The organism is Nocardioides bizhenqiangii, assembly GCF_034661235.1.
In the GTDB taxonomy this organism is placed as follows: domain Bacteria; phylum Actinomycetota; class Actinomycetes; order Propionibacteriales; family Nocardioidaceae; genus Nocardioides; species Nocardioides bizhenqiangii.
Genome location: NZ_CP141059.1, coordinates 3950340 through 3969788, shown reverse-complemented (window position 1 = coordinate 3969788; position 19449 = coordinate 3950340). Strand labels below are relative to the sequence as shown.

Below are 19449 nucleotides of genomic sequence, written 5' to 3'. Positions count from 1 at the left end.
ATTTCGTTGGCTGAGACCCCTCGGCCTCGCGGACAGCCGTCTCAGCAGCGCCGGGCGGCGTCATCGCCCAGCGCACCGCGAGCGCCTTCTCGGGGTCGTCCTCACCTGATGGTGAACGTGTCGATCCCCGGTCCGGCCCCCACGCTCTCGACCTCGATCGTCAGGGGAGTGCTGAGGACCTTGACCTTCAGCTTGCCGCTGCGGCCCGACTCGACGGTGAGATGCCGGGGCCTGACCTTCCCGGCGTCGGCGGGCGTGATCGTGAAGCCGTAGGAGTCCCGGGCGTCCCCGGTGTTGCTGAGCGTGAGGAGGACCACCCTTCCGATCTCGGCCGTGGGCGGGCCGTTCAGGCGTGCGGAGTACTGGGCCGCATCGTCCGGCGGTTCGGAAGGCTCGCCGTCCTCCCTAGTCATCTCGATCCGCAGCCCGTCCCCCTCGAGGACCAGGTCGGCTGCGTCGTCGTCCGCGATCTCGAGGCCCTCGGTCAACGTCGTCCTGAGCCAGTCGTCCTGTTCCGAGAGCGCCTCGTCACACCCGATCTGCGTGCTGGCCGGCTCCTCTGACCAGCGCAGCTCGCCGTCCGCGTCGTCGTAGGGCCCGAAGAGGGTGTTGCACCCCGCCACGACCGACATGGCGTCCTGGTCGAACGTGATGGAGAGCCTGCTGCCCTCGACGAGATCGTGGCCGTCCACCTCCTCGGCGACGAAGGTGTGCCCGGCCAGCTGCACCTGCTCGTCCTCGACGATCACGGTGGGGTCGTCGCGCCCGTCACCGTCCTCGCCGCACCCGGCGACCAGTGCACCGGCCGCGAGCAGCCCGGCCGCGACCCGGGCGCCGCGGATCCCGTACGTCGTCGCCGCCCACGACTTCATCGGAAGTCAACCGCGTCGCGTTCGATGGGGCAGGTCATGCAGTGGCCGCCGCCCCGGCCGCGTCCGAGCTCTGCTCCGACGATCGGCAGCACCTCCACACCAGCCTTCTCCAGCAGGTCGTTCGTCTGCGTGTTGCGGTCGTACGTGAACACGACACCGGGTTCGACCGCCACCGCGTTGTTGCCGCTGTCCCACTGCTGTCGCTCGGAGGCATAGACGTCGCCGCCCGTCTCGATCACCCGCAGGGAGGGCAGGCCGAGAGCTTCAGCGACGACGTCGGTGAAGGCACGCGATCCTTCGTCCGTGACCGTGAGACCGGGCGCGGCGTCGGACGGACGCAGTGAGAACGTGTGCACCGCCTCCATGATCCGCGGGTACAGCGTGACGATGTCGACGTCAGCGAACGTGAAGACGGTGTCGAGGTGCATCGCCGCCCGCAGCTTCGGCATCCCCGCGACCACGACGTGCTCGGCTGCACCGTTCGCGAACAGCGCGGCGGCCACCTGGGTGATGGCCTGGCGGGAGGTGCGCTCGCTCATGCCCATCAGGACGACCCCGTTCCCCACCGGCATGATGTCGCCACCCTCGAACGTCGCCTGCTCCCACTCCTCCTCCGGATCGCCCCACCACACCGTCGAGCCGACGAAGTCGGGGTGGAAGAGGTAGACCGCCTTCATCAGCATCGTCTCGTCGTGCCGGGCCGGCCAGTACAAGGGGTTGAGCGTCAGCCCGCCGTACAACCAGCACGTGGTGTCTCGGGTGTAGAGGGTGTTGGGAAGCGGCGGCATCAGGTACTCCCGCGCGCCGGAGGACTCCCTGGCGAGCGCGACGTAGCCGGAGCGGACCTCGTCCGGCAGGTCGGACGTCGCGAGCCCACCGATCAGGTACTCGGCCAGCTGCCGTGCCGACAGGCCCTCCAGGAACGCCCGGGTGCCGTCGACCAGGCCGAGTCCGACCTGGTTGGGAGTGATCTTCCGGTCGAGCACCCAGTCGCGGGCGCCCGGCACCTCCAACGTGCGGGCGAGCACGTCGTGCAGCTCCACGACGTCGACGCCGCGTGCTGTGAGCTGCGCGACGAACGCGGCATGGTCCCGCTGTGCGGTCTCCACCCACATCACGTCGTCGAAGAGCAGGTCGTCGCTGTTGGTCGGGGTGAGCCGCCGGTGGGCCAGCCCGGGTGCGCACACCAGAACCTTGCGCAGCCTGCCCACCTCGGAATGCACTCCGTAACGCGCGCCGGGTAGCGGGTTCTCGCTCATGATCTTCCTTTCGGGTCGGCAGTGCGCGGGACTCCTTCAGATGGTGATCCAGCCGGCGGCGAGCGCCACCACGCCGATCACGGCGCCGGTGATCGAGACGCCGAGCACGACCAGCTCCCGCGGGGAGAACAGCGTGCGGCCCTGCTCGCGGCGCGCCATGACGAACAGGATGGTGGCGGGGGCGTAGATCACGAACGAGACCAGCAGAAAGCGTGGCCCCGCCGCGAACAGCAGGAACATCGTGTACGCCGTCGCCAGCGCGCTGATGACCAGCTCGCGAGTCCACCCGTGCGGCTGGTCCTCGTAGGTCTCCCTCGTGATCACCAGCTTGAGGGCGTAACCCGCAGCCAGGAGGAACGGGATCAGCGTCAGCGCGCTGGTGAGGTCGAGCGCGAAGTTGAACGCGTCGTCGGAGAACAGCGTCACGACGAGCATCACCTGAATCAGCGCGGTCGTCATCAGCAGGGACGCGGTGGGCACGTCGTTGTCGTCGACCTTGGCCAGGAACCGGGGCATGTCCCTGGCCTGGGCGGCGACGAAGAGGACCTCGGAGGACATCAGGGTCCACGCGAGATAGGCGCCGAGGACCGAGACCACCAGACCGATGCTCACCAGCACCTGGCCCCACTGTCCGACGGCTTCCTCCAGGACGCCGGCCATCGACGGCTGTCGGAGCTCGGCGATCTCGGCGGCGGGAAGGATGCCGTAGGAGACGATGGTGACCGAGGCGAAGACGCAGAAGACGCTGACGAAACCCAGGATGGTGGCCCGTCCGACGTCCTCCCGCCTCTCTGCGTGCCGCGAGTACACGCTCGCACCCTCGACGCCGAGGAACACGAAGACGGTGACCAGCATGGTGTCTCGCACCTGGTCGAAGAGGGAGTCGTAGCCGGGACCGCCGGACCAGTTGTCGGCGAGCACCGACCAGTCGACCGCGAACAGGGCCAGGAGGATGAACACCAGGATCGGGAGCATCTTGGCGATGGTCACCACGCGGTTGATCGCCGCCGCCCCCTTCACCCCGCGACGGATGAGGAGGTAGAACACCCAGACGCCGGCCGTCGATGCCAGCATGGCCACGAGCGTGTCGCCATCGCCCATCGCGGGCGTGACCGCTCCCAGCGTCGACATGATGAGCACCCAGTACGTGACGTTCCCGACGCAGGCGCTGGCCCAGTAGCCGAACGCCGAGAAGAAGCCGAGGTACTCGCCCCACCCGGCCTTGGCGTAGGCATAGACGCCTGCCTCCAGCTCCGGCTTGCGCAGGGCGAGCATCTGGAAGACGAACGCCAGCATCAACATGCCAGCGCCCGCGATCGACCACGCGATCAGGGCTCCGGCCACGCCCGTCTCTGTGGCGAACCGTCGCGGCAGCGAGAACACCCCGGCGCCAACCATTCCACCGATGACCATCGCGGTCATCGTCGGAAGGGTGAGCTTCTGTGACGCGGGTGCGGTGGTGGTGTCCGTCGTCATCTGGAGTGCTCCGTTCCGCGGGCACCCTGCAGGTGCCGAGTCGCCTGGCCGCGGTGATCCGCCGAGGCTAGGTCGCGGAAGGTCGCCTCGATTCACCCGAACCGGGTGATCAATCGCCGTCGTCGCGTCACGGGAACCGACGGAGCTCCACACGGAGCCGCTCGGTCAGCTCGTCCGACCACTGCTCCGGCTGCACGATCGTGACCCAGGCAGCGGCGTGCTCACCGGAGAAGTTGTGGCCGTGCGCAGGTTGGGTCGAGAAGGCCGACGCGAGGTCCCCGGACACCTGGAGGAAGCTGACGATGGGGAACCAGTGCATGCTGTCCGGCACGTCGTCCCCCCGTTCTTCCTCGAGCCAGTCAGGACGGGTGAGGAGAAGGTCGGGGCTCCACCAGGTCACCGGATCGGACGCGTGTTGGAGGTAGAGCACCCTGCCCCCCGACCACTCGCGGTCGTCCAGCGGTGATCGGTTGGCGTCGGTGGTGAACCTCACGATCCGACCGCCGCGGTACACAGGCTCGATCTCCGGGGAGCCGCTCGATCGGTCGTCGACGAAGGCACGGTACAAGGGGTTGAAGCTCGGCGGCCCGACGAAAAGAGCGCCGGACGTGCGGTTGGCCAGGTCGAACTCGCCGCTGAACGCCTCCTCCGCACCGAAGGAACCGAGGCTTTCCCCGAACACGTACAGCTCGGGACGCTCGTCGAGCGGCAGCTTGGACCAGTGTCCGTAGACGGCATCGAACAGCGCACGGCCGGCATCGCGCGCCCGGGCCGCGTCCACGAGGAAGGAGAGCCACGACGCGAGGTGGGAGTACTGCATGGCGACGATGGCGGAGTCGCCTCCGGTGACGTACTCGAAGCCGCTGGCGGCGCTGGGCTCGACCCACCCGGTGCCGGTCGTGGTGACCACGAGAAGGTGCTCGCGTTCGAAACCACCGGCGCGGTCGAGATCCGCGACAGCAAGCGCGGCCCGGTCGTCGACGTCGTCCTCGCTGCTCAGCCCGGCGTAGGTGCGGATCGGCTCCATCGCCGGCCGGTCGGTGAGCTCCTCGATCTCCTCCGCCGACGGGCCGCGCCCGACGAAGGTCCTTCCCTCGCGGCCGAGGTCGTCCCACTCGACGAGCGATTCCTCGCTCCCGGAGCGCAGCGGCGTCGTCGGTCGTTCGACGCCGGAAGGAGTGGTGCGGTCAGCCACCGCGAACGACGCGTCGAGTGAGCGGAGCGCGACGTCGCCCGCCACTCCGCTGACGAGACTCCACGCCACGAGCACCATCAACAGGACGCCGAGAACCGTGGCCGCCTGCGGTTCGAGTCGACGTTCGAGCAGACCGACGACTCGGCGGGTCGCCGCGCGAATGCCCCGGGCGAGGGCAAGCAGCAGTGCGGCAACCAGCACCGCGATGGGCGGGGTCAACAGCACGAAGGCCACCGGCGTCGGCTCCGTGCCGGCGAGCCGGTGCGCTTCCTGCTGCCAGCGCATGCCGAGCAGGAGGCTCACCAGGCCGGCCGCGGCGCCGCCCGCCACGAGCAGCCAGCGGGCCCAGGCCGGCCATGGCCGCCGCGGCCGTCCGCTGAGCCCTCGCCAGCACCACGCGACGAACACACCGAGCCCGTAGCCGGTTGCCGCCGCGACGCCGCTGACGATTCCTTGGAAGAGTGGCGGTCGCGGGAGCAGTGAGGGGGTCAGGGAGAAACAGACGAGCACGGCAGCGAGTGCGACACCGGCAGGGCGAAGCCGGACCCGTCCCTGGAGCCGGCGTGCCCGGTCTTGCCACCCCTGGACCTGCAGCACTGCACCACCTCCGCCCCGGCCTCCCGGCAGGCTAACGCGCCCGTTCGGGATGACGACGAACGTCGTCGAGTGTCGATCCCCGGAGCTTCCAGCAGGCTCGAGCGGCTAAGCAGCGCCCGGAGGGGTCATCGCCCATCGGATGGTGCCGACAGCGGCGGTACCTATGCCACGGACGACGGTGCGCTCGGCGATCGGGAACCACGGGAGGCGGAGGTGCCGGCGTGTCCACACCGGCATCAGGCCGATGGCGGCCGAGGTGAGCACGCCGTACGGCGCCCGCGCAGCGACCGGGAGCGGCGGCTTGAGGAGCAGGTAGCGGATCGCCTCGCGGGCCTGCGGCGTCCCGCGCAGCTCGGGACGGAACGAAGACAGCACGTCGCGCAGCTCCGCCTCGGTCGTCGGCGGGTCCAGCACCCCGAGCCGGCGCGCGACCTCGGCGGTCTGGGCGACGTACTCGTCGCGCCCGGCCTGGTCGAGCGGGCGGTCGCCATAGACCTGGTGCGTGAGCAGGAAGCTGTCGATCTCGGCGACGTGCACCCAGAGCAGCAGGTGCGGGTCGGCCGCCGAGTACGGCGTCCCGTCCGGCGTCGTGCCGGTGACCCGCTCGTGGATCGCGCGGACGACGTCGACGGCCTGCTGGGCGTCGTCGGCCGTGCCGAACGTGGTCACCGCGAGGAACCTGCTGGTCCTCGCGAGCCGACCCCACATGTCGCCGCGGAAGCCGGAGTGCTCCGACACGGCCTGCATCGCCACCGGGTGCAGGGTCTGCATCAGCAGTGCGCGGATGCCACCGACGAACATCGACGCGTCGCCGTGGACGCGCGTGATCGGGCTGCCCGGCTCGAACCATCGCGGGCCCGGGGTGGCGTGGATCCGGTCTCGGTGGTGGGCACCGTCAGGACCGGCCACGCGGTGGAAGATCGCCTGGCCGAGCCGCTCCCGGATGACGGTGAGCTCGGCGCCGAGCGGCCGCGGGAGCTGTCGCACGTTGCACCTCCGGTCGCCGTCCGGCCGTGGGATCCGGCCACCCCCGACGGTACCGACGGTGTGGTGGTCGGGTCCCGGTGTCATGGACCGGCGACGGGGTAACGACCATGATGGCCGTGGGCACGCCGTCCGGCGGCACCGCCCAGACCACGCAGGAGGTGGCCGATGGACGACGAGCTGCTCCAACACGCGCGCCGGCTGGCGCAGACCCTCACGCCCGGGGACCTCGAGCAGACCCTGAGCCGGATCACCGCCGCCGCTGTCGAGGTGCTGCCCGACGTCACGATGGCGAGCATCACGATCCGCCACGCCGACAACCGGCTCGAGACGTTCGCCCCGACCCACGACGTGCTGCTCGAGCTCGATGCGAAGCAGTACGAGCTGCAGCAGGGCCCGTGCTACGAGACCGCGACCGACGAGGCCTACGTCGTCTCGTCCAGCCTCGCGGCCGACTCACGGTGGCCGGACTACTCGAAGGCGGCGCTGGACGCCGGGGTGAAGGCGCAGGCCGGGATCGGGCTGTTCGACGCCGCCCGCTTCCAGGGCGCGCTGAACCTGTACTCCCACAACGTCGGGGCGTTCGAGGACCTCGGCCCGCTCGGCGCGCTGTTCTCCCACCAGGCCGCCGTCGCCATCGCCTATGCCCAGGAGATCTCCGACCTGCGCCAGGCGGTCGCCACCCGTCAGCAGATCGGGCAGGCGGTCGGCGTGGTGATGGAGCGCTACCAGCTCAGCGAGGAGCGGTCGTTCGCGTTCCTCGCCCGGCTCTCGCAGGACCGCAACGTCAAGCTGCGGGAGGTCGCCCGCGAGTTCACCTCGACGACCAACGACTCAGGCTCCGAAGCCGGAGGACCTTGAGCGGCGACTGCCGACACCCGGAGCGGGTAGAGACATCGAAGCCGAACGAAGGCGCCTTGGCATCTCGTGTCGGTTAGGCCCCGCCGGTTGACACGACAGCCGTCGGGGCCGATTCATGAGGTGGGCCGGCGCGCGAGGCTCTCGATCTCGCCAGAGTTGAGTGGAACACACTCAACTTTCGTCGCGTTGAATAGGACAGACACACCGACGTCACAGGAGCCGCTACTCATGAGCAAGTTCGGGGCCGACAAGTTCACCACCCGTAGCCGGGAGGCGATCGAGGCTGCCCAGCTCGCCGCGACCACCGCCGGCAACAGCAACATCGAGCCGATCCACCTGCTCGTCGCCCTGCTCCTGCAGGAAGGCGGCACGGCCGCCTCCATGATCGCCAAGGCGGGAGCGGACCCCACCGCGCTGGTCCAGGCCGCCGTCGCCCAGCGCGACGCCCTCCCGTCGGCCAGCGGGGCGACCGTGCAGCAGCCGGCCAGCTCGGCCGCGATGACCCGGGTGCTCGCCCAGGCGCTCGACCTCGCCACCTCGATGAAGGACGACTACGTCGCCACCGAGCACCTGCTGATCGCGCTCGCGACCGTCGAGAGCAGCGCCCGGCAGGTGCTGACCGACGCCGGTCTCACCGAGGCCGGGCTGCGCGACGTGCTCACCGCGGTGCGCGGCAACCGGCGGGTGACCTCGCAGGATGCCGAGTCGACGTACGAGGCGCTCGAGAAGTACTCCGTCGACCTCACCGCTGCCGCCGAGGAGGGCCGGCTCGACCCGGTCATCGGCAGGGACGCGGAGATCCGCCGCGTGGTGCAGGTGCTGTCCCGTCGTACGAAGAACAACCCGGTGCTGATCGGCGAGCCCGGCGTCGGCAAGACCGCCGTCGTCGAGGGCCTCGCGCAGCGGATCGTCGACAACGACGTGCCGGACTCGCTCAAGGGCCGCCGGGTGCTCTCGCTCGACCTGGCGGCGATGGTCGCCGGCGCGAAGTACCGCGGCGAGTTCGAGGAGCGGCTCAAGGCCGTGCTCGAGGAGATCAAGGACGCCGGCGGGCAGGTCATCACCTTCATCGACGAGCTGCACACGGTCGTCGGCGCGGGTGCCGGCGGCGACTCGTCGATGGACGCCGGCAACATGCTCAAGCCGATGCTGGCCAGGGGCGAGCTGCACATGATCGGTGCGACCACGCTCGACGAGTACCGCGAGCGGGTCGAGAAGGACCCGGCCCTCGAGCGCCGGTTCCAGCAGGTCTTCGTCGGGGAGCCGTCGGTCGAGGACACCATCCAGATCCTGCGCGGTCTCCAGGAGAAGTACGAGGCCCACCACGGCGTGCGGATCACCGACGCCGCGCTGGTGGCCGCCGCGACGCTGTCCGATCGCTACATCACGGGCCGCCAGCTGCCGGACAAGGCCATCGACCTGATCGACGAGGCCGCCAGCCGGCTTCGAATGGAGATCGAGTCCTCGCCCGAGGAGATCGACCAGCTCCGCCGACAGATCGACCGGATGAAGATGGAGGAGTTCGCCCTCCAGAAGGAGAGCGACGACGCCTCGGTCGAGCGGCTGGGTGCGCTCCGCGCCGACCTCGCCGACAGGGAGGAGTCGCTGCGCGCGCTCGAGGCGCGCTGGGAGCGGGAGAAGACCTCGCTCGAGGGCGAGGCCGAGCTGCGTCGCCAGCTCGACCAGCTGCGCGTCGAGGCCGACAAGCTGCAACGCGAGCAGCAGTACGAGAAGGCGAGCGAGATCCTCTACGGCCGGATCCCCGAGCTGGAGCGGCAGATCGAGGCGGCCGCCGCCGCGGCCGACGCGGTCGAGGAGCCCGAGGACAAGCTGGTCGGCGAGGAGGTGGGCGCCGAGCAGGTCGCCGAGGTCGTCGAGGCCTGGACGGGCATCCCCACTGGCCGCATGCTGCAGGGCGAGACCGCCAAGCTGCTCGAGATGGAGTCGGTCATCGCCCACCGCCTGATCGGCCAGGCCGACGCGGTGCGTGCTGTGAGCGACGCCGTACGACGCTCGCGCGCCGGGATCGCAGACCCGAACCGGCCGACCGGCTCGTTCCTGTTCCTCGGCCCGACCGGCGTCGGCAAGACCGAGCTCGCCAAGTCGCTCGCGGACTTCCTCTTCGACGACGAGCGGGCGATCGTCCGGATCGACATGAGCGAGTACTCCGAGAAGCACGCCGTCGCGCGCCTGGTCGGTGCGCCTCCCGGCTACGTGGGTTACGAGGAGGGCGGGCAGCTCACCGAGGCGGTGCGGCGGCGGCCCTACTCCGTCGTGCTCCTCGACGAGGTGGAGAAGGCCCACCCCGAGGTGTTCAACATCTTGCTGCAGGTGCTCGACGACGGCCGGCTGACGGACGGCCAGGGCCGCACCGTCGACTTCCGCAACACGATCCTGATCCTCACGTCCAACATCGGCTCGCACTACCTGGTCGACCCGACCCTCGAGCCCGACAAGGCCCGGGAGTCGGTGCTGGCGCTGGTGCGGCAGGGCTTCAAGCCCGAGTTCCTCAACCGGCTCGACGAGATCGTCACCTTCGACGCGCTGTCGAAGGACGACCTGGCGCGGATCGTCGACATCCAGCTCGGCCTGCTCGAGCAGCGGCTGGCGGTACGCCGGATCACCATCGACGTCACCGACGCGGCAAAGGAATGGCTGACCGGCACCGGCTACGACCCGGCGTACGGCGCCCGCCCGCTCCGCCGCCTGATCCAGACCGCGATCGGCGACCGGCTGGCCAAGGCCATCCTCGCCGGCACCGTCACCGACGGCGGCAAGGTCGTGGTCGACCGGGCCGAGGACGGCTTGGAGCTGCGGGTGGGCTGACCGCCCGCGGCCGGTGTGAACCGGTCTGGTGGAATGGAGACATGCCCGACAAAGCCCCCCGACCCGGCCAGGCGACTTTCGCCGCCTGGCTGATCATCGGCGGGTCGGTGATCCTGGTGGTCACGGCGTGGCAGCGGATCTCCAACCTCCACACCCTCGAGGTGCAGGAGGAGCTCCGGCGCTTGCTGAACGAACCGCCGCTCTCCGGCACTGGGCTCGGGCTGGAGGGTCTGAAGACCACGATCCGGGTGATGTGCATGGTCGCGGCGGCGGCGGCGACGGCATCAACCATCCTCGGCGTCCACGCGCTGCGTCGCTCAACCAGCGCCCGGCTCGCCCTGACGCTGCTCGCCCCGCTGGTCCTCATCGGCGGGTTCGCGACCGCGGGGTTCTTCGCGCCGCTGGTCGTCGCCGGCATCTGCATGCTGTGGCTGCGCCCGACCCGGGACTGGTTCGCCGGTCGGCCCTGGGTCTCCGCGACGTCGGCCGTCGCGCAACGACGCCCCGATCCGTTCGCACCGCAGGCGCCACCGGGCCCGGTGGACGCTCCACCACGCACTCCCGAGCCGTCGTCGACGGCATCGCCAACGCCAGCGGCAGAGCCCGGGCCGTTCACCGGTGAGTACGGCGCTCCGCTGCCGGACTCCGACCCGCCTGCGTCGCCGTACGACGTCCGCGCGAAGCGCCCCGGCGCCCTGCTGGCGGCGTGCATCATCGTGTGGACCTCCTGTGCGGTCGTCGCCGGCTTCATGGTGCTCTTCTCGCTGGTCTTGGCCGTCGCCCGGGACGCGTTCTTCGACGAGATCGAGCGTCAGCAACCCGACTTCGACATGCAGGGCATGTCGCAGGCGGAGCTGGCGACCGGCACCTACGTGGCGACGGCGCTGATCGTGCTGTGGTGCGCGGCCGCGATGGTGCTGGCCGTGCTGGCCTTCCGCCGGCTGCAGTGGGCGCGGATCGCGCTCGTGGTGTGCACCGGGGCCTCCGGGCTCGTCCTGCTCGGCGTCACCTTCCTCAGCCCGCTCCTCGTCGTGCTGCTCGGCGCCAACGTCGTGACGCTCTGGCTGTTGCTACGGTCCGACGTCACGGCCTGGTTCAGGCGCGAAGATCCGCGCTAGCAAGTCGGGCCAGCGCGTCGTCGATGAGCTCCGCCTCCTTGCAGAACGCCCAGCGCACCAGGTGCCGCCCCGCTCCGGCGGCGTCGGGGTCGTCGTAGAAGACCTCCATCGGGACGGCGACGACGCCGGCCCGCTCCGGGAGCGCCAGGCAGAAGTCGCGGCTGCTGGCCCAGCCGAGGGCTGAGATGTCGGTGGTCGCGAAGTAGGTGCCCTGCGGGACGAACGGCGCCAGCCCCGCCGCCTCGAGCCCGGCGACCAGCCGGTCGCGTCGCTGCTGCAGGCTCCGGCCGAGCTCGATCGGGAAGTCGGGACACTCGTCGAGAGCGGCGGCGACCGCTGGCTGGAGCGGCGCGCCGGAGGTGAAGGTCAGCCACTGCTTGGCGGCGAACAGCGCACCGACCAGCGCGGCCGGCCCGGTCGCCCAGCCGACCTTCCAGCCGGTGAACGAGTAGGACTTGCCGGCGCTGGAGAGGGTGAGGGTCCGTTCCCTCATGCCGGGCAGGGTCGCGATCGGCACGTGCTCGTGGCCGTCGAACACCAGGTGCTCGTAGACCTCGTCGGTCACGACGACCAGGTCGTGCTCGCGGGCAACCGCGGCCACGTCCTCCAGCTCGCGCCGCGTGAGCACGCTGCCGGTCGGGTTGTGCGGGCTGTTGAGCAGGATCAGCTTCGTCCGCGGGCCGACCGCTGCCCGCAGCTCGTCGGCGTCGAGGCGAAAGTCGGGGGAGCGGAGCGTCACCGGACGGCGTACTCCTCCGGCCATGGTGATCATCGCGGTGTAGGAGTCGTAGTAGGGCTCCAGCACGACGACCTCGTCGCCCGGGTCGACCAGCCCGAGCAGGGCCGCGGCGATGCCCTCGGTGCAGCCGGTGGTGACCACGACCTCCGAGTCAGGGTCGAGCTCGATGCCGTAGTGCCGCTGCTGGTGCCGCGTGATCGCCTGCCGCAGCGCCGGGACGCCGGGGCCTGGTGCGTACTGGTTGGCGCCGCCCTGCAACGCCGCCACCGCCCGTGCGATCACCTCCGGCGGCCCGTCCCGGTCGGGGAAGCCCTGGCCGAGGTTGACCGCCCCGGTGCGGACCGCGAGGGCTGACATCTCGGTGAAGATCGTCGTCCCGATGCCGTCGAGGCGGCGGGCGCGCCGACCGGTGCTGCGCTGGGTCACCTGACCGACCCTAGACGCGGCCCGAGGATGTGGTCACTAGCCTGATGCCGTGACCGCCACCGACCCGGAGCTCGCCGCCGACATCGACGCCACCTGCCGCCTGACCGGGGAGTTCACGCTCCGCAGCGGCCAGGTCAGCACCGAGTACTTCGACAAGTACCTCTTCGAGGCCGACCCGCTGCTGCTGGCCCGGGTCGCACGAGAGATGGTGCAGCTGCTGCCGCCCGGGACCGAGCTGCTCGGCGGGCTCGAGATGGGCGGCATCCCGATCGCGACCGCGATCAGCGGGATCATCGGGATGCCGGCGCTGTTCGTGCGCAAGGAGGCCAAGACCTACGGCACCTGCAAGCTTGCCGAGGGACCGGCGTACGACGGCCGCCGGATCACGCTCATCGAGGACGTGATCACGACCGGGGGCGCCGTCCGCGACGCCACCAACGCGCTGCGGGCCGGCGGCGCGATCATCGACGCGGTGGTCTGCGCGATCGACCGGAGCCCCGAGGACGTCAACCCTCTCGCGGACGTCGGTCTCGAGGTGCGGGCGGTGCTCACCAAGGCCGAGCTCGACGCCGCCAGGGCGGCTGCGACTTCCTGACGGTGTCAAGTCGATCGTTCTCTGGGATGAATCACGTCATCCGCAGGAACGAGGGCGACCGCAATTCAGGTGAAATCTCCTGCTCCTAGGGGATTGGCTCTGCAACAGCCATTCCGATCCCCACTTGGAGCAGAACGATGTCCGTCCCAACGTCCCGTCCGTCCCGCGCGCGCCGCGTCGCTCGCAGATTGAGCCCCGTGCTGGTCGTCGTCGCCATGGTGGCGTCGGTGCTCGGGCTCGGTGCCGCACCCGCATCAGCAGCCGAGAAGTGGAACGGCGGGTCCACGAAATACACGACGATCACCAACTGTCCCTCGATCATCTGGGGCAGCCCGTACCAGGAGTTCGGCATCGGCGCCTTCGTGTCCTACTGGGGTGACCAGCAGTCCGACCCGATCACGCCGGTCACCGGGAACACCACCTACCTCAACCTCTACGCGATGCTCGTCGGCTCGCACTGCAGCACTCCCAAGCTCTTCCCGCGGTTCGTGCTCCCTAGCGGCGTCGAGTTCGACAAGACCCAGCGGATCCGCTGCTTCTACACCCCGCCGGGTCCGGGCACCCAGCGGGAGATCACGCTCGCTGCCGAGTGCCCGCAGTGGTCGAACGTCTCGGCCAACGGCTACTACTCGAGCAGCCAGACCGGGTGGAGCGGTGGCTGGCCGCTGCCCGCGGGTCAGAACTACATGAATGGCTCGGCCTGGGAGTTCTGGGTGCCCGTCAGAGCCACGTCGCAGCAGTGGGGCTCGCAGCTGACCGCCGAGCTGGGCATCGCCGACGGCAACGCCGGCCCGACCCTGAACCTGAGCGTGCCGTTCTACACCGCCCCGCCTCCGGTGACGGCTCCGGGTGCGCCGACCAACGTGGCCGCCAACGCGACCTCGCCGACGTCGGCGCAGGTGTCCTTCAACCCGCCGGCCAACAACGGCGGTGCGGCGATCAACGGCTACACCGCCCGGTGCGAGAGCCCGACCGGCGGAGTGACGCAGACCGCCACCGGCGGCGGCAGTCCGATCAACGTCACCGGGTTGAGCCCCAACCAGACCTACGCCTGCGACGTCCGGGCCACCAACAACGTGGGCAGCGGCAGCTGGTCGAACAAGACCGGCAACTTCAACACCCCGCAGGCGACGGCCGCACCCGGAGCGCCGACCTCGGTCGTCACGAACGTCGTGTCCGCGACGACCTCCCGGGTCACGTTCAACCCACCGGCCAACGACGGCAACTCGCCGATCACCGGCTATCGCGCCCAGTGCACCTCGCCGAACGGCGGCACGTCCAGGACCGTCGACGGCACCTCGTCGCCGATCACCTTCACCAACCTGACGCCGGGCAAGGACTACCGGTGCCGTGTCAACGCGCGGAACGCAGTCGGGACCGGCAGCTACTCGGCGTACTCGGCCACGGTCACCCAGCCCGCGACGCGGCCCGACCGCCCGACCAACGTGACCGCGACCGCGGCCACGCGGACCAGCGCCAAGGTCACGTTCGCCCCGCCGGCGTACAACGGTGGCGCCGCCATCACCTCGTACCGGGTGCAGTGTGCGTCCTCCAACGGCGGCCTCACCAGGACCGCCGACGGCACGACGTCGCCGGTCACGGTGACCCGGCTCACGGCGGGCAAGGCCTACCGCTGCCGGGTGAAGGCGACCAACGCCGCCGGCGCCAGCGCTTACTCGGCCTACAGCGCGAGGTTCAACCTGCCGGCCTAGGCGTGGTCGTCTAGTCGCTGGGGGTCGCGTCCATCCCGATGATGTCGCGATCCGGGTGGCCGTCACCGTCGTTGTCGTCAGCCTCCTTGGCCGACGTGCGGCGGTGACGCCACCATTCCCACACCAGCGGGATCGCGGAGAACGCGAGGATGGCGATCGTGACGTAGTCGATGTTCTCGCCGAGTGCGGGGACGGCCTCGCCGAGGAAGTAGCCCAGCAGGGTGATCGAGACGACCCACAGGACGGCGCCGACCGCGCTCCAGATGACGAACCGGCGCCGCTCCATCAAGGTGACACCGGCAACGACGGTGACGTAGGTCCGGACGAACGGCACGAAGCGCCCGATCACGAGCGCCTTGTTGCCGTGCTTGTCGAAGAACGCGCCGGTCTTGTCGAAGTACTGCTTCTTCAGGATCCGGCCGTCGCGCTCGTAGAGGGGTGGGCCGATCTTGCGCCCGATCTCGTAGCCCGCGACGTTGCCGGCGAACGCCGCGACGATCAGCAGCGACATCGCGATGACGAGCTGGGCGGGCTCGTTGGAGATCCCGATCACGGTGTAGCCGGTCGAGTTGCTCCCGGCGATGAACAGCCCGAGCGCGAACAGCAGCGTGTCGCCCGGGAGGAACGGGAAGAACAGGCCGCACTCCACGAAGACGATCGCCAGCGAGATCCAGATGAAGGCGGCGCCGTACTCGTGCTGCAGCCATTCCGGGTCCAGCCACTTGATCCCGAACAGCATGGGTACGACGGCCGGGGTCGCGACCAGCGTGTTCACGCCGCCACGCTACCGGCCGATCCCTAACGCCGCCGCCATTAGGGTGCCGTTCGTGGGAGAGCAGCCGGACGACCCCCGGGCGCCGTACGACCCGATGCCGCACGGCCCGGCCGAGGTCGGCGTCGGACCGTGGCAGGGACCGTGGCCCGAGGGGGAGCAGTACGACCCCGCCCTGCTCGCCGACGGCGACCGTCGCAACGTGGTGGACCGCTACCGGTACTGGACCGTCGAGGCGATCGTGGCCGACCTCGACCGGCGCCGGCACTCGTTCCACGTCGCGATCGAGAACTGGCAGCACGACTTCAACATCGGGACCATCGTGCGCTCCGCCAACGCCTTCCTCGCGCGGGAGGTGCACATCGTCGGCAACCGCCGGTGGAACCGGCGCGGTGCGATGGTCACCGACCGCTACCAGCACGTGCGGCACCATCCGACCGTCGCGGACCTGCGCGGCTACCTGCAGGACCACGACCCCGGAGGCGGTCCGGTGCCGCTGCTCGGCATCGACAACCTTCCGGGGTCGGCGCACCTGGAGACGATGGAGATCCCGCGCCGGGTGTGCTTCCTGTTCGGCCAGGAGGGCCCGGGGCTGTCGGACGCCGCCCGCGCGGCTTGCGACGGGACGTTCTCGATCGCCCAGTTCGGCTCGACCCGGTCGATCAACGCGTCGGCCGCCGCGGCGATCGCGATGCACGCCTGGGTGCGGACGCACGCCGATCTGACCGACGAGTCCGCCTGGCGGGGGTGACCACGCTGCTCAGCGGGGTCGGACGTCGTCGCCGCGGGTGAGGGTGCGGTCGGGGCAGTTGTTGATGATCTGGCCGTGGAGGGCGAGCGGGTACTCCAACGCCAGTTCCCTCTCGAACTCCCGCCCGAGGACCGAGCCCGCGAGGTCGAGGTGGTCCCAGGTGTCGGCGGACCGCTCGTGGTAGTGCCGGCAGTTGTCGAACCGCAGGGTGAGCTCGAGCTGGGCCTCGCCCCACGGGCCGACCCGGAGCGGCAGGTTGTCGTCGACCGTGGCCAGCAGGGGGAGGGGCTCGCTGTCGAGGTCCGCGTCGGTCACGCGGATCGGCAACGGGCCGTCGTTGCTGACGGGCAGCCGCACCGTGACCTCCTCGTGGTGCCGGTAGTCGAGTGCGTAGGTCCCCTCGTCGCCGTACCCCGGCACCAGCAGTCCCGCGTCGACGGGCAGGTCCGGTGTCACCGTCTGGTCGACGCGGACGCCGAACGGGAGCAGCGCCCAGCCCAGCGCGACGCCGGTGACGCCGACCGCGGCGTACCGCGCGAGCGGGTTCATCGCCCCGCGGCCCGCCGGGTCCTGAGTCGCAGCGCGGCCGCGCCGAGCAGGCCGGCGGCGACCAGCACGATCGGGACGGTCGGGCTGTCAGGACCCTGATCGGCCCCGGCCTGGGCGGCGGCGATGCTCTCGGCGGTCGGCTTCGGCGGTGTCACGATCCAGTCGCAGTTGGCGGGGCTGGGGTTGGAGTACCGGTCGTACGACGCGCAGCCCAGCAGTGCCGTGGTCTTGATCAGGTTGCTCACCGGCAGCAGCGAGGGCGCCTTGCAGTTCGGGAGGTAGCCCAGGGTCGCGTTGTGGGTGATCTTCTGGCCGCCTGCCGCCTCGTTGTCCTGCCAGCAGTTGCCGATCCCGGCGTCGTCCCACCAGAAGTCGAGCCCGTTGGGCGATGCCTCACCAGCGGGGGTGAGGCCCATCTTGTTGCGGGTGAAGTGGTTGTAGTTGGAGTTGTCGGTCTGGTGCAGCGGGTCGTAGTCCTCGCGCATCAGCGCCGGCGGCACCCAGAAGAGCATGAAGCCCTGGCGGTAGTTGTTCCAGACCTGGTTGCCGTCCACGTAGTTGTGGTTGCCGACCATCATGCCGCCGGTGCCGACGGGGAGGGGGAACGCCGGGCACACCACACCGCGCTGGTGGCCGCGGTCGACCGGCCGCTCCTCCTGGCACGGGGCGTCGTCGCCGGCGACGTTGCCGTAGTAGTTGACGTTGTTGGAGTAGATCTTGTTGTGCGAGAACCAACCGTGGTCCTGCGGCATGCCCGGGTGTCCCGCGAGGATCGACTCCACCACGAAGCCGACGCCGTTGTGGTGGATCCGGTTGTCGTGGACGTAGACCGAGTTGCCGGCGGTGCCCGAGAAGCCGAGCGCGTTGTGGTGCATGTCGCAGTTCCGCACCTCGACCGCCCAACGGGTGAGCGGACCTGTCTTGCGGTTGGTCGCGTTCACGTCGGCCGCGCTGCCGGGGTAGATGCCCGAGTCGCCGTTGTGGTGGGCCTCGCAGCGCTGGATCAGGCCGTGGTCGGAGGTGAACGTGAGGACGCCGTAGAGGTCGTTGTAGCGGGTGACCACCCGGTCGACGACGTACCCGTCGGTCTCGTGCACGTAGACGGCGTTCTCGCGGAACTGCTCGAGGGTCATGTTCGCGAGGTAGAAGCCGTCGGCGCGGTCGGCCTTGATGCCGTTGTGCTTCACCCAGTCGCCGTCCTTGCGGAAGCCGCCGCGGAAGAGGACGTCCTCCGGGCTGGCGCCCGTACCCTCGATCTGGAGGTTGCACACCGCCCCGTCGCAGACGATGTCGTCGTCGTCCGGGTCGTCACCGGCGATGGTGACCAGGTTGACCACCTCTCCGCACAAGTGGGACAGCTCGTAGCTGACGACGCCGCCGTCGTAGCCCTCCATGCACGGCGCGTCCCACGACGGCCGCTCGCGGTAGACGCCGGGGAGCAGGTAGATGTTGGAGCGCTGGACGGTCACGGCGTCGACCGCGGCCTGCAGGTCCCGGAATTCGCACTGCTCGAGCAGGCGCAGGTTGCGGTTGCGGACCGTCGCGTTGGCGATCTGGTTGATCCGGGACTCCGAGTCGGCCTTGCACACCACGAGCACGTCGGCCGCCTCCCGCTCGGTGCGGTGCACCGGCACCGAGCCGTCGCCGGGCGGGAACTCCGACTCGCGCTCCTCGTGGGCGCCCGCCGGTGGCGCGACCAAGACGAGGGCAAGCAGTCCGAGCAGTCCGAGCAGGACGACCAGGGCACGACGCATCGGGAGCCTCCTTCGCGGGCTCGGCAACATGCCGTGCCCGGCCACTACTCGGTGAAACGGGTTCTACCGAGTGGAGTTACGTGCGTCACACAATTTTCAGGTCGAACGACCCGAAGCTCCGTCAGCGCATCGTCTTCAGGCTCAGTCGGAGTTCGTCCAGAGGCAGACCGCGTGGCGGTAACCGAGGGTCCAGGCCGCTCGCGAGAAGACGGCCTCGTAGAAGAACGGCGCCTCGGCGCGCGCCCGGCACTTCCGCAGGGCGAACCGCACCGCCGCCCGCTTCCCCGGGTAGGAGTCGTGCGGGTATCTGATGGAGACCGCGGCTCGGAACTGGTGGGGCCGGGCGCAGACGGTGTAGGCGTAGTCGAAGCGCTTGCCGGTGCGGCACTTGGCCACTCTGTCGGGCAGCGGGAGCGATCCGAGGACGAGGTTGTCGGGCAGGTTCATCAATCGGGTGCCGCCCTGGAGGGTGGCGTCACACCGCAGCCAGGCTGCGCCCGCCTCGCGCTGGGCCTTGGTCGGGATGAAGACGTAGAGGATGTGCGCCGAGCGCTGGATCGTCTTGATGTTGCCGCCCAGCGCCTCGAAGTACGCCGGATAGCACTGCGTACGCAGCGCTCGGTCGAGCGCGTCCGGGTCGTCCCAGTCGGGCGCCTGGTCGAACTCGACGACCTCGACGGTGATCGCGGTGTGCGGGTCGGCGCAGTCGACCACAGGGGTCCGGTCGCTCCTCCCCGCACCCTCCGCCATCGTGTAGGCGTGGCAGCTGCCGACCTCGGGTGGGGTGATGTCCACTCCCGCGCGGGCGGGCGACGGTGTGCCGACGGCGGTCAGCGGAGTGAGCGCGGCCGTCAGGACGACGGCGCCGAGTCGCAGCTTCAAGGAATCCCCCATGGGTCGGTAGGTGCTCGACGGAATGTAGAGCGCATCCGTCGGACGCGAGGGGAATCCCGAAGAAAACTC

General features: G+C 70.1%; 16 protein-coding genes. 6 read left to right on the top strand and 10 right to left on the bottom strand.

The genetic code is table 11. The annotated features are described in order from the left end of the window. Window positions 1–101: 101 nt before the first annotated feature. The 5 genes from SHK19_RS19335 to SHK19_RS19315 form a co-directional block, all read right to left on the bottom strand. Window positions 102–872: an META domain-containing protein gene (locus SHK19_RS19335; protein ID WP_322937189.1), complete on the bottom strand. Its 771-nt coding sequence runs from the start codon at window positions 870–872 to the stop codon at window positions 102–104. Beyond that, the gene (locus SHK19_RS19330) at window positions 869–2131 is read right to left on the bottom strand and encodes an arginine deiminase (RefSeq protein WP_322454776.1); all 1263 of its coding nucleotides are present in this window, start codon (window positions 2129–2131) and stop codon (window positions 869–871) included. The genes SHK19_RS19335 and SHK19_RS19330 overlap by 4 nt, the downstream gene beginning before the upstream one ends. 36 nt (window positions 2132–2167) lie before the next feature. Continuing rightward, a complete protein-coding gene (locus SHK19_RS19325; RefSeq protein ID WP_322454777.1) occupies window positions 2168–3607 on the bottom strand; it encodes a basic amino acid/polyamine antiporter in 1440 nt (479 codons plus the stop codon). 127 nt (window positions 3608–3734) lie between these two features. Further along, on the bottom strand, window positions 3735–5399 hold the full coding sequence (locus tag SHK19_RS19320) for an alpha/beta hydrolase (protein WP_322454778.1): 1665 nt from the start codon (window positions 5397–5399) through the stop codon (window positions 3735–3737). 105 nt (window positions 5400–5504) lie between these two features. Continuing rightward, complete coding sequence (locus tag SHK19_RS19315; RefSeq protein WP_322937188.1) at window positions 5505–6386, bottom strand: oxygenase MpaB family protein; 882 nt, start codon at window positions 6384–6386, stop codon at window positions 5505–5507. 165 nt (window positions 6387–6551) lie between these two features. Between SHK19_RS19315 and SHK19_RS19310 the strand changes: the two genes are divergently transcribed. The 3 genes from SHK19_RS19310 to SHK19_RS19300 all read left to right on the top strand — a co-directional run bounded on the left by SHK19_RS19310 (window position 6552) and on the right by SHK19_RS19300 (window position 11188). Continuing rightward, a complete protein-coding gene (locus tag SHK19_RS19310; RefSeq protein WP_322454780.1) occupies window positions 6552–7244 on the top strand; it encodes an ANTAR domain-containing protein in 693 nt (230 codons plus the stop codon). A 228-nt stretch (window positions 7245–7472) separates the two neighbouring features. Further along, window positions 7473–10070, top strand: coding sequence for an ATP-dependent chaperone ClpB (gene clpB / locus SHK19_RS19305; RefSeq protein WP_322454781.1), 2598 nt, complete (start codon window positions 7473–7475; stop codon window positions 10068–10070). A 41-nt stretch (window positions 10071–10111) separates the two neighbouring features. Beyond that, window positions 10112–11188, top strand: coding sequence for a hypothetical protein (locus SHK19_RS19300; protein ID WP_322937187.1), 1077 nt, complete (start codon window positions 10112–10114; stop codon window positions 11186–11188). Here SHK19_RS19300 and SHK19_RS19295 read toward each other — a convergent pair. Continuing rightward, entirely contained in the window at window positions 11166–12353 is a 1188-nt protein-coding gene (locus SHK19_RS19295; RefSeq protein WP_449867055.1) for a pyridoxal phosphate-dependent aminotransferase, read from the bottom strand. The two genes, SHK19_RS19300 and SHK19_RS19295, sit on opposite strands and share 23 nt — an antisense overlap. A gap of 49 nt (window positions 12354–12402) precedes the next feature. Here SHK19_RS19295 and pyrE point away from each other — a divergent pair, with 49 nt between their 5' ends. Continuing rightward, entirely contained in the window at window positions 12403–12948 is a 546-nt protein-coding gene (gene pyrE / locus SHK19_RS19290) for an orotate phosphoribosyltransferase (protein WP_322454783.1), read from the top strand. 197 nt (window positions 12949–13145) lie between these two features. Beyond that, a complete protein-coding gene (locus SHK19_RS19285; protein WP_322937186.1) occupies window positions 13146–14660 on the top strand; it encodes a fibronectin type III domain-containing protein in 1515 nt (504 codons plus the stop codon). A 10-nt stretch (window positions 14661–14670) separates the two neighbouring features. On the opposite strand, the gene SHK19_RS19280 is transcribed toward SHK19_RS19285, so the two are convergent. Further along, the gene (locus SHK19_RS19280; RefSeq protein ID WP_322454785.1) at window positions 14671–15435 is read right to left on the bottom strand and encodes a DedA family protein; all 765 of its coding nucleotides are present in this window, start codon (window positions 15433–15435) and stop codon (window positions 14671–14673) included. Window positions 15436–15529: 94 nt separating this feature from the next. Between SHK19_RS19280 and SHK19_RS19275 the strand changes: the two genes are divergently transcribed. Beyond that, window positions 15530–16183 (top strand): TrmH family RNA methyltransferase, encoded by a 654-nt coding sequence (locus SHK19_RS19275; protein WP_322938711.1) that lies wholly within the window; start codon window positions 15530–15532, stop codon window positions 16181–16183. 9 nt (window positions 16184–16192) lie between these two features. On the opposite strand, the gene SHK19_RS19270 is transcribed toward SHK19_RS19275, so the two are convergent. The 3 genes from SHK19_RS19270 to SHK19_RS19260 form a co-directional block, all read right to left on the bottom strand. After that, a complete protein-coding gene (locus SHK19_RS19270; protein WP_322937185.1) occupies window positions 16193–16732 on the bottom strand; it encodes a hypothetical protein in 540 nt (179 codons plus the stop codon). Next, entirely contained in the window at window positions 16729–18486 is a 1758-nt protein-coding gene (locus SHK19_RS19265; RefSeq protein WP_322937184.1) for a right-handed parallel beta-helix repeat-containing protein, read from the bottom strand. The genes SHK19_RS19270 and SHK19_RS19265 overlap by 4 nt, the downstream gene beginning before the upstream one ends. Window positions 18487–18627: 141 nt before the next feature. Continuing rightward, window positions 18628–19368, bottom strand: coding sequence for a septum formation family protein (locus tag SHK19_RS19260; protein WP_322454788.1), 741 nt, complete (start codon window positions 19366–19368; stop codon window positions 18628–18630). Window positions 19369–19449 lie beyond the last annotated feature (81 nt).

Bases quoted from the DNA above. Each gene is read 5' to 3' on its own strand.
- SHK19_RS19335 (WP_322937189.1), bottom strand. From the start codon at position 872: ATGAAGTCGTGGGCGGCGACGACGTACGGGATCCGCGGCGCCCGGGTC.
- SHK19_RS19330 (WP_322454776.1), bottom strand. From the start codon at position 2,131: ATGAGCGAGAACCCGCTACCCGGCGCGCGTTACGGAGTGCATTCCGAG.
- SHK19_RS19325 (WP_322454777.1), bottom strand. From the start codon at position 3,607: ATGACGACGGACACCACCACCGCACCCGCGTCACAGAAGCTCACCCTT.
- SHK19_RS19310 (WP_322454780.1), top strand. From the start codon at position 6,552: ATGGACGACGAGCTGCTCCAACACGCGCGCCGGCTGGCGCAGACCCTC.
- clpB (WP_322454781.1), top strand. From the start codon at position 7,473: ATGAGCAAGTTCGGGGCCGACAAGTTCACCACCCGTAGCCGGGAGGCG.
- SHK19_RS19300 (WP_322937187.1), top strand. From the start codon at position 10,112: ATGCCCGACAAAGCCCCCCGACCCGGCCAGGCGACTTTCGCCGCCTGG.
- SHK19_RS19275 (WP_322938711.1), top strand. From the start codon at position 15,530: ATGCCGCACGGCCCGGCCGAGGTCGGCGTCGGACCGTGGCAGGGACCG.
- SHK19_RS19270 (WP_322937185.1), bottom strand. From the start codon at position 16,732: ATGAACCCGCTCGCGCGGTACGCCGCGGTCGGCGTCACCGGCGTCGCG.
- SHK19_RS19265 (WP_322937184.1), bottom strand. From the start codon at position 18,486: ATGCGTCGTGCCCTGGTCGTCCTGCTCGGACTGCTCGGACTGCTTGCC.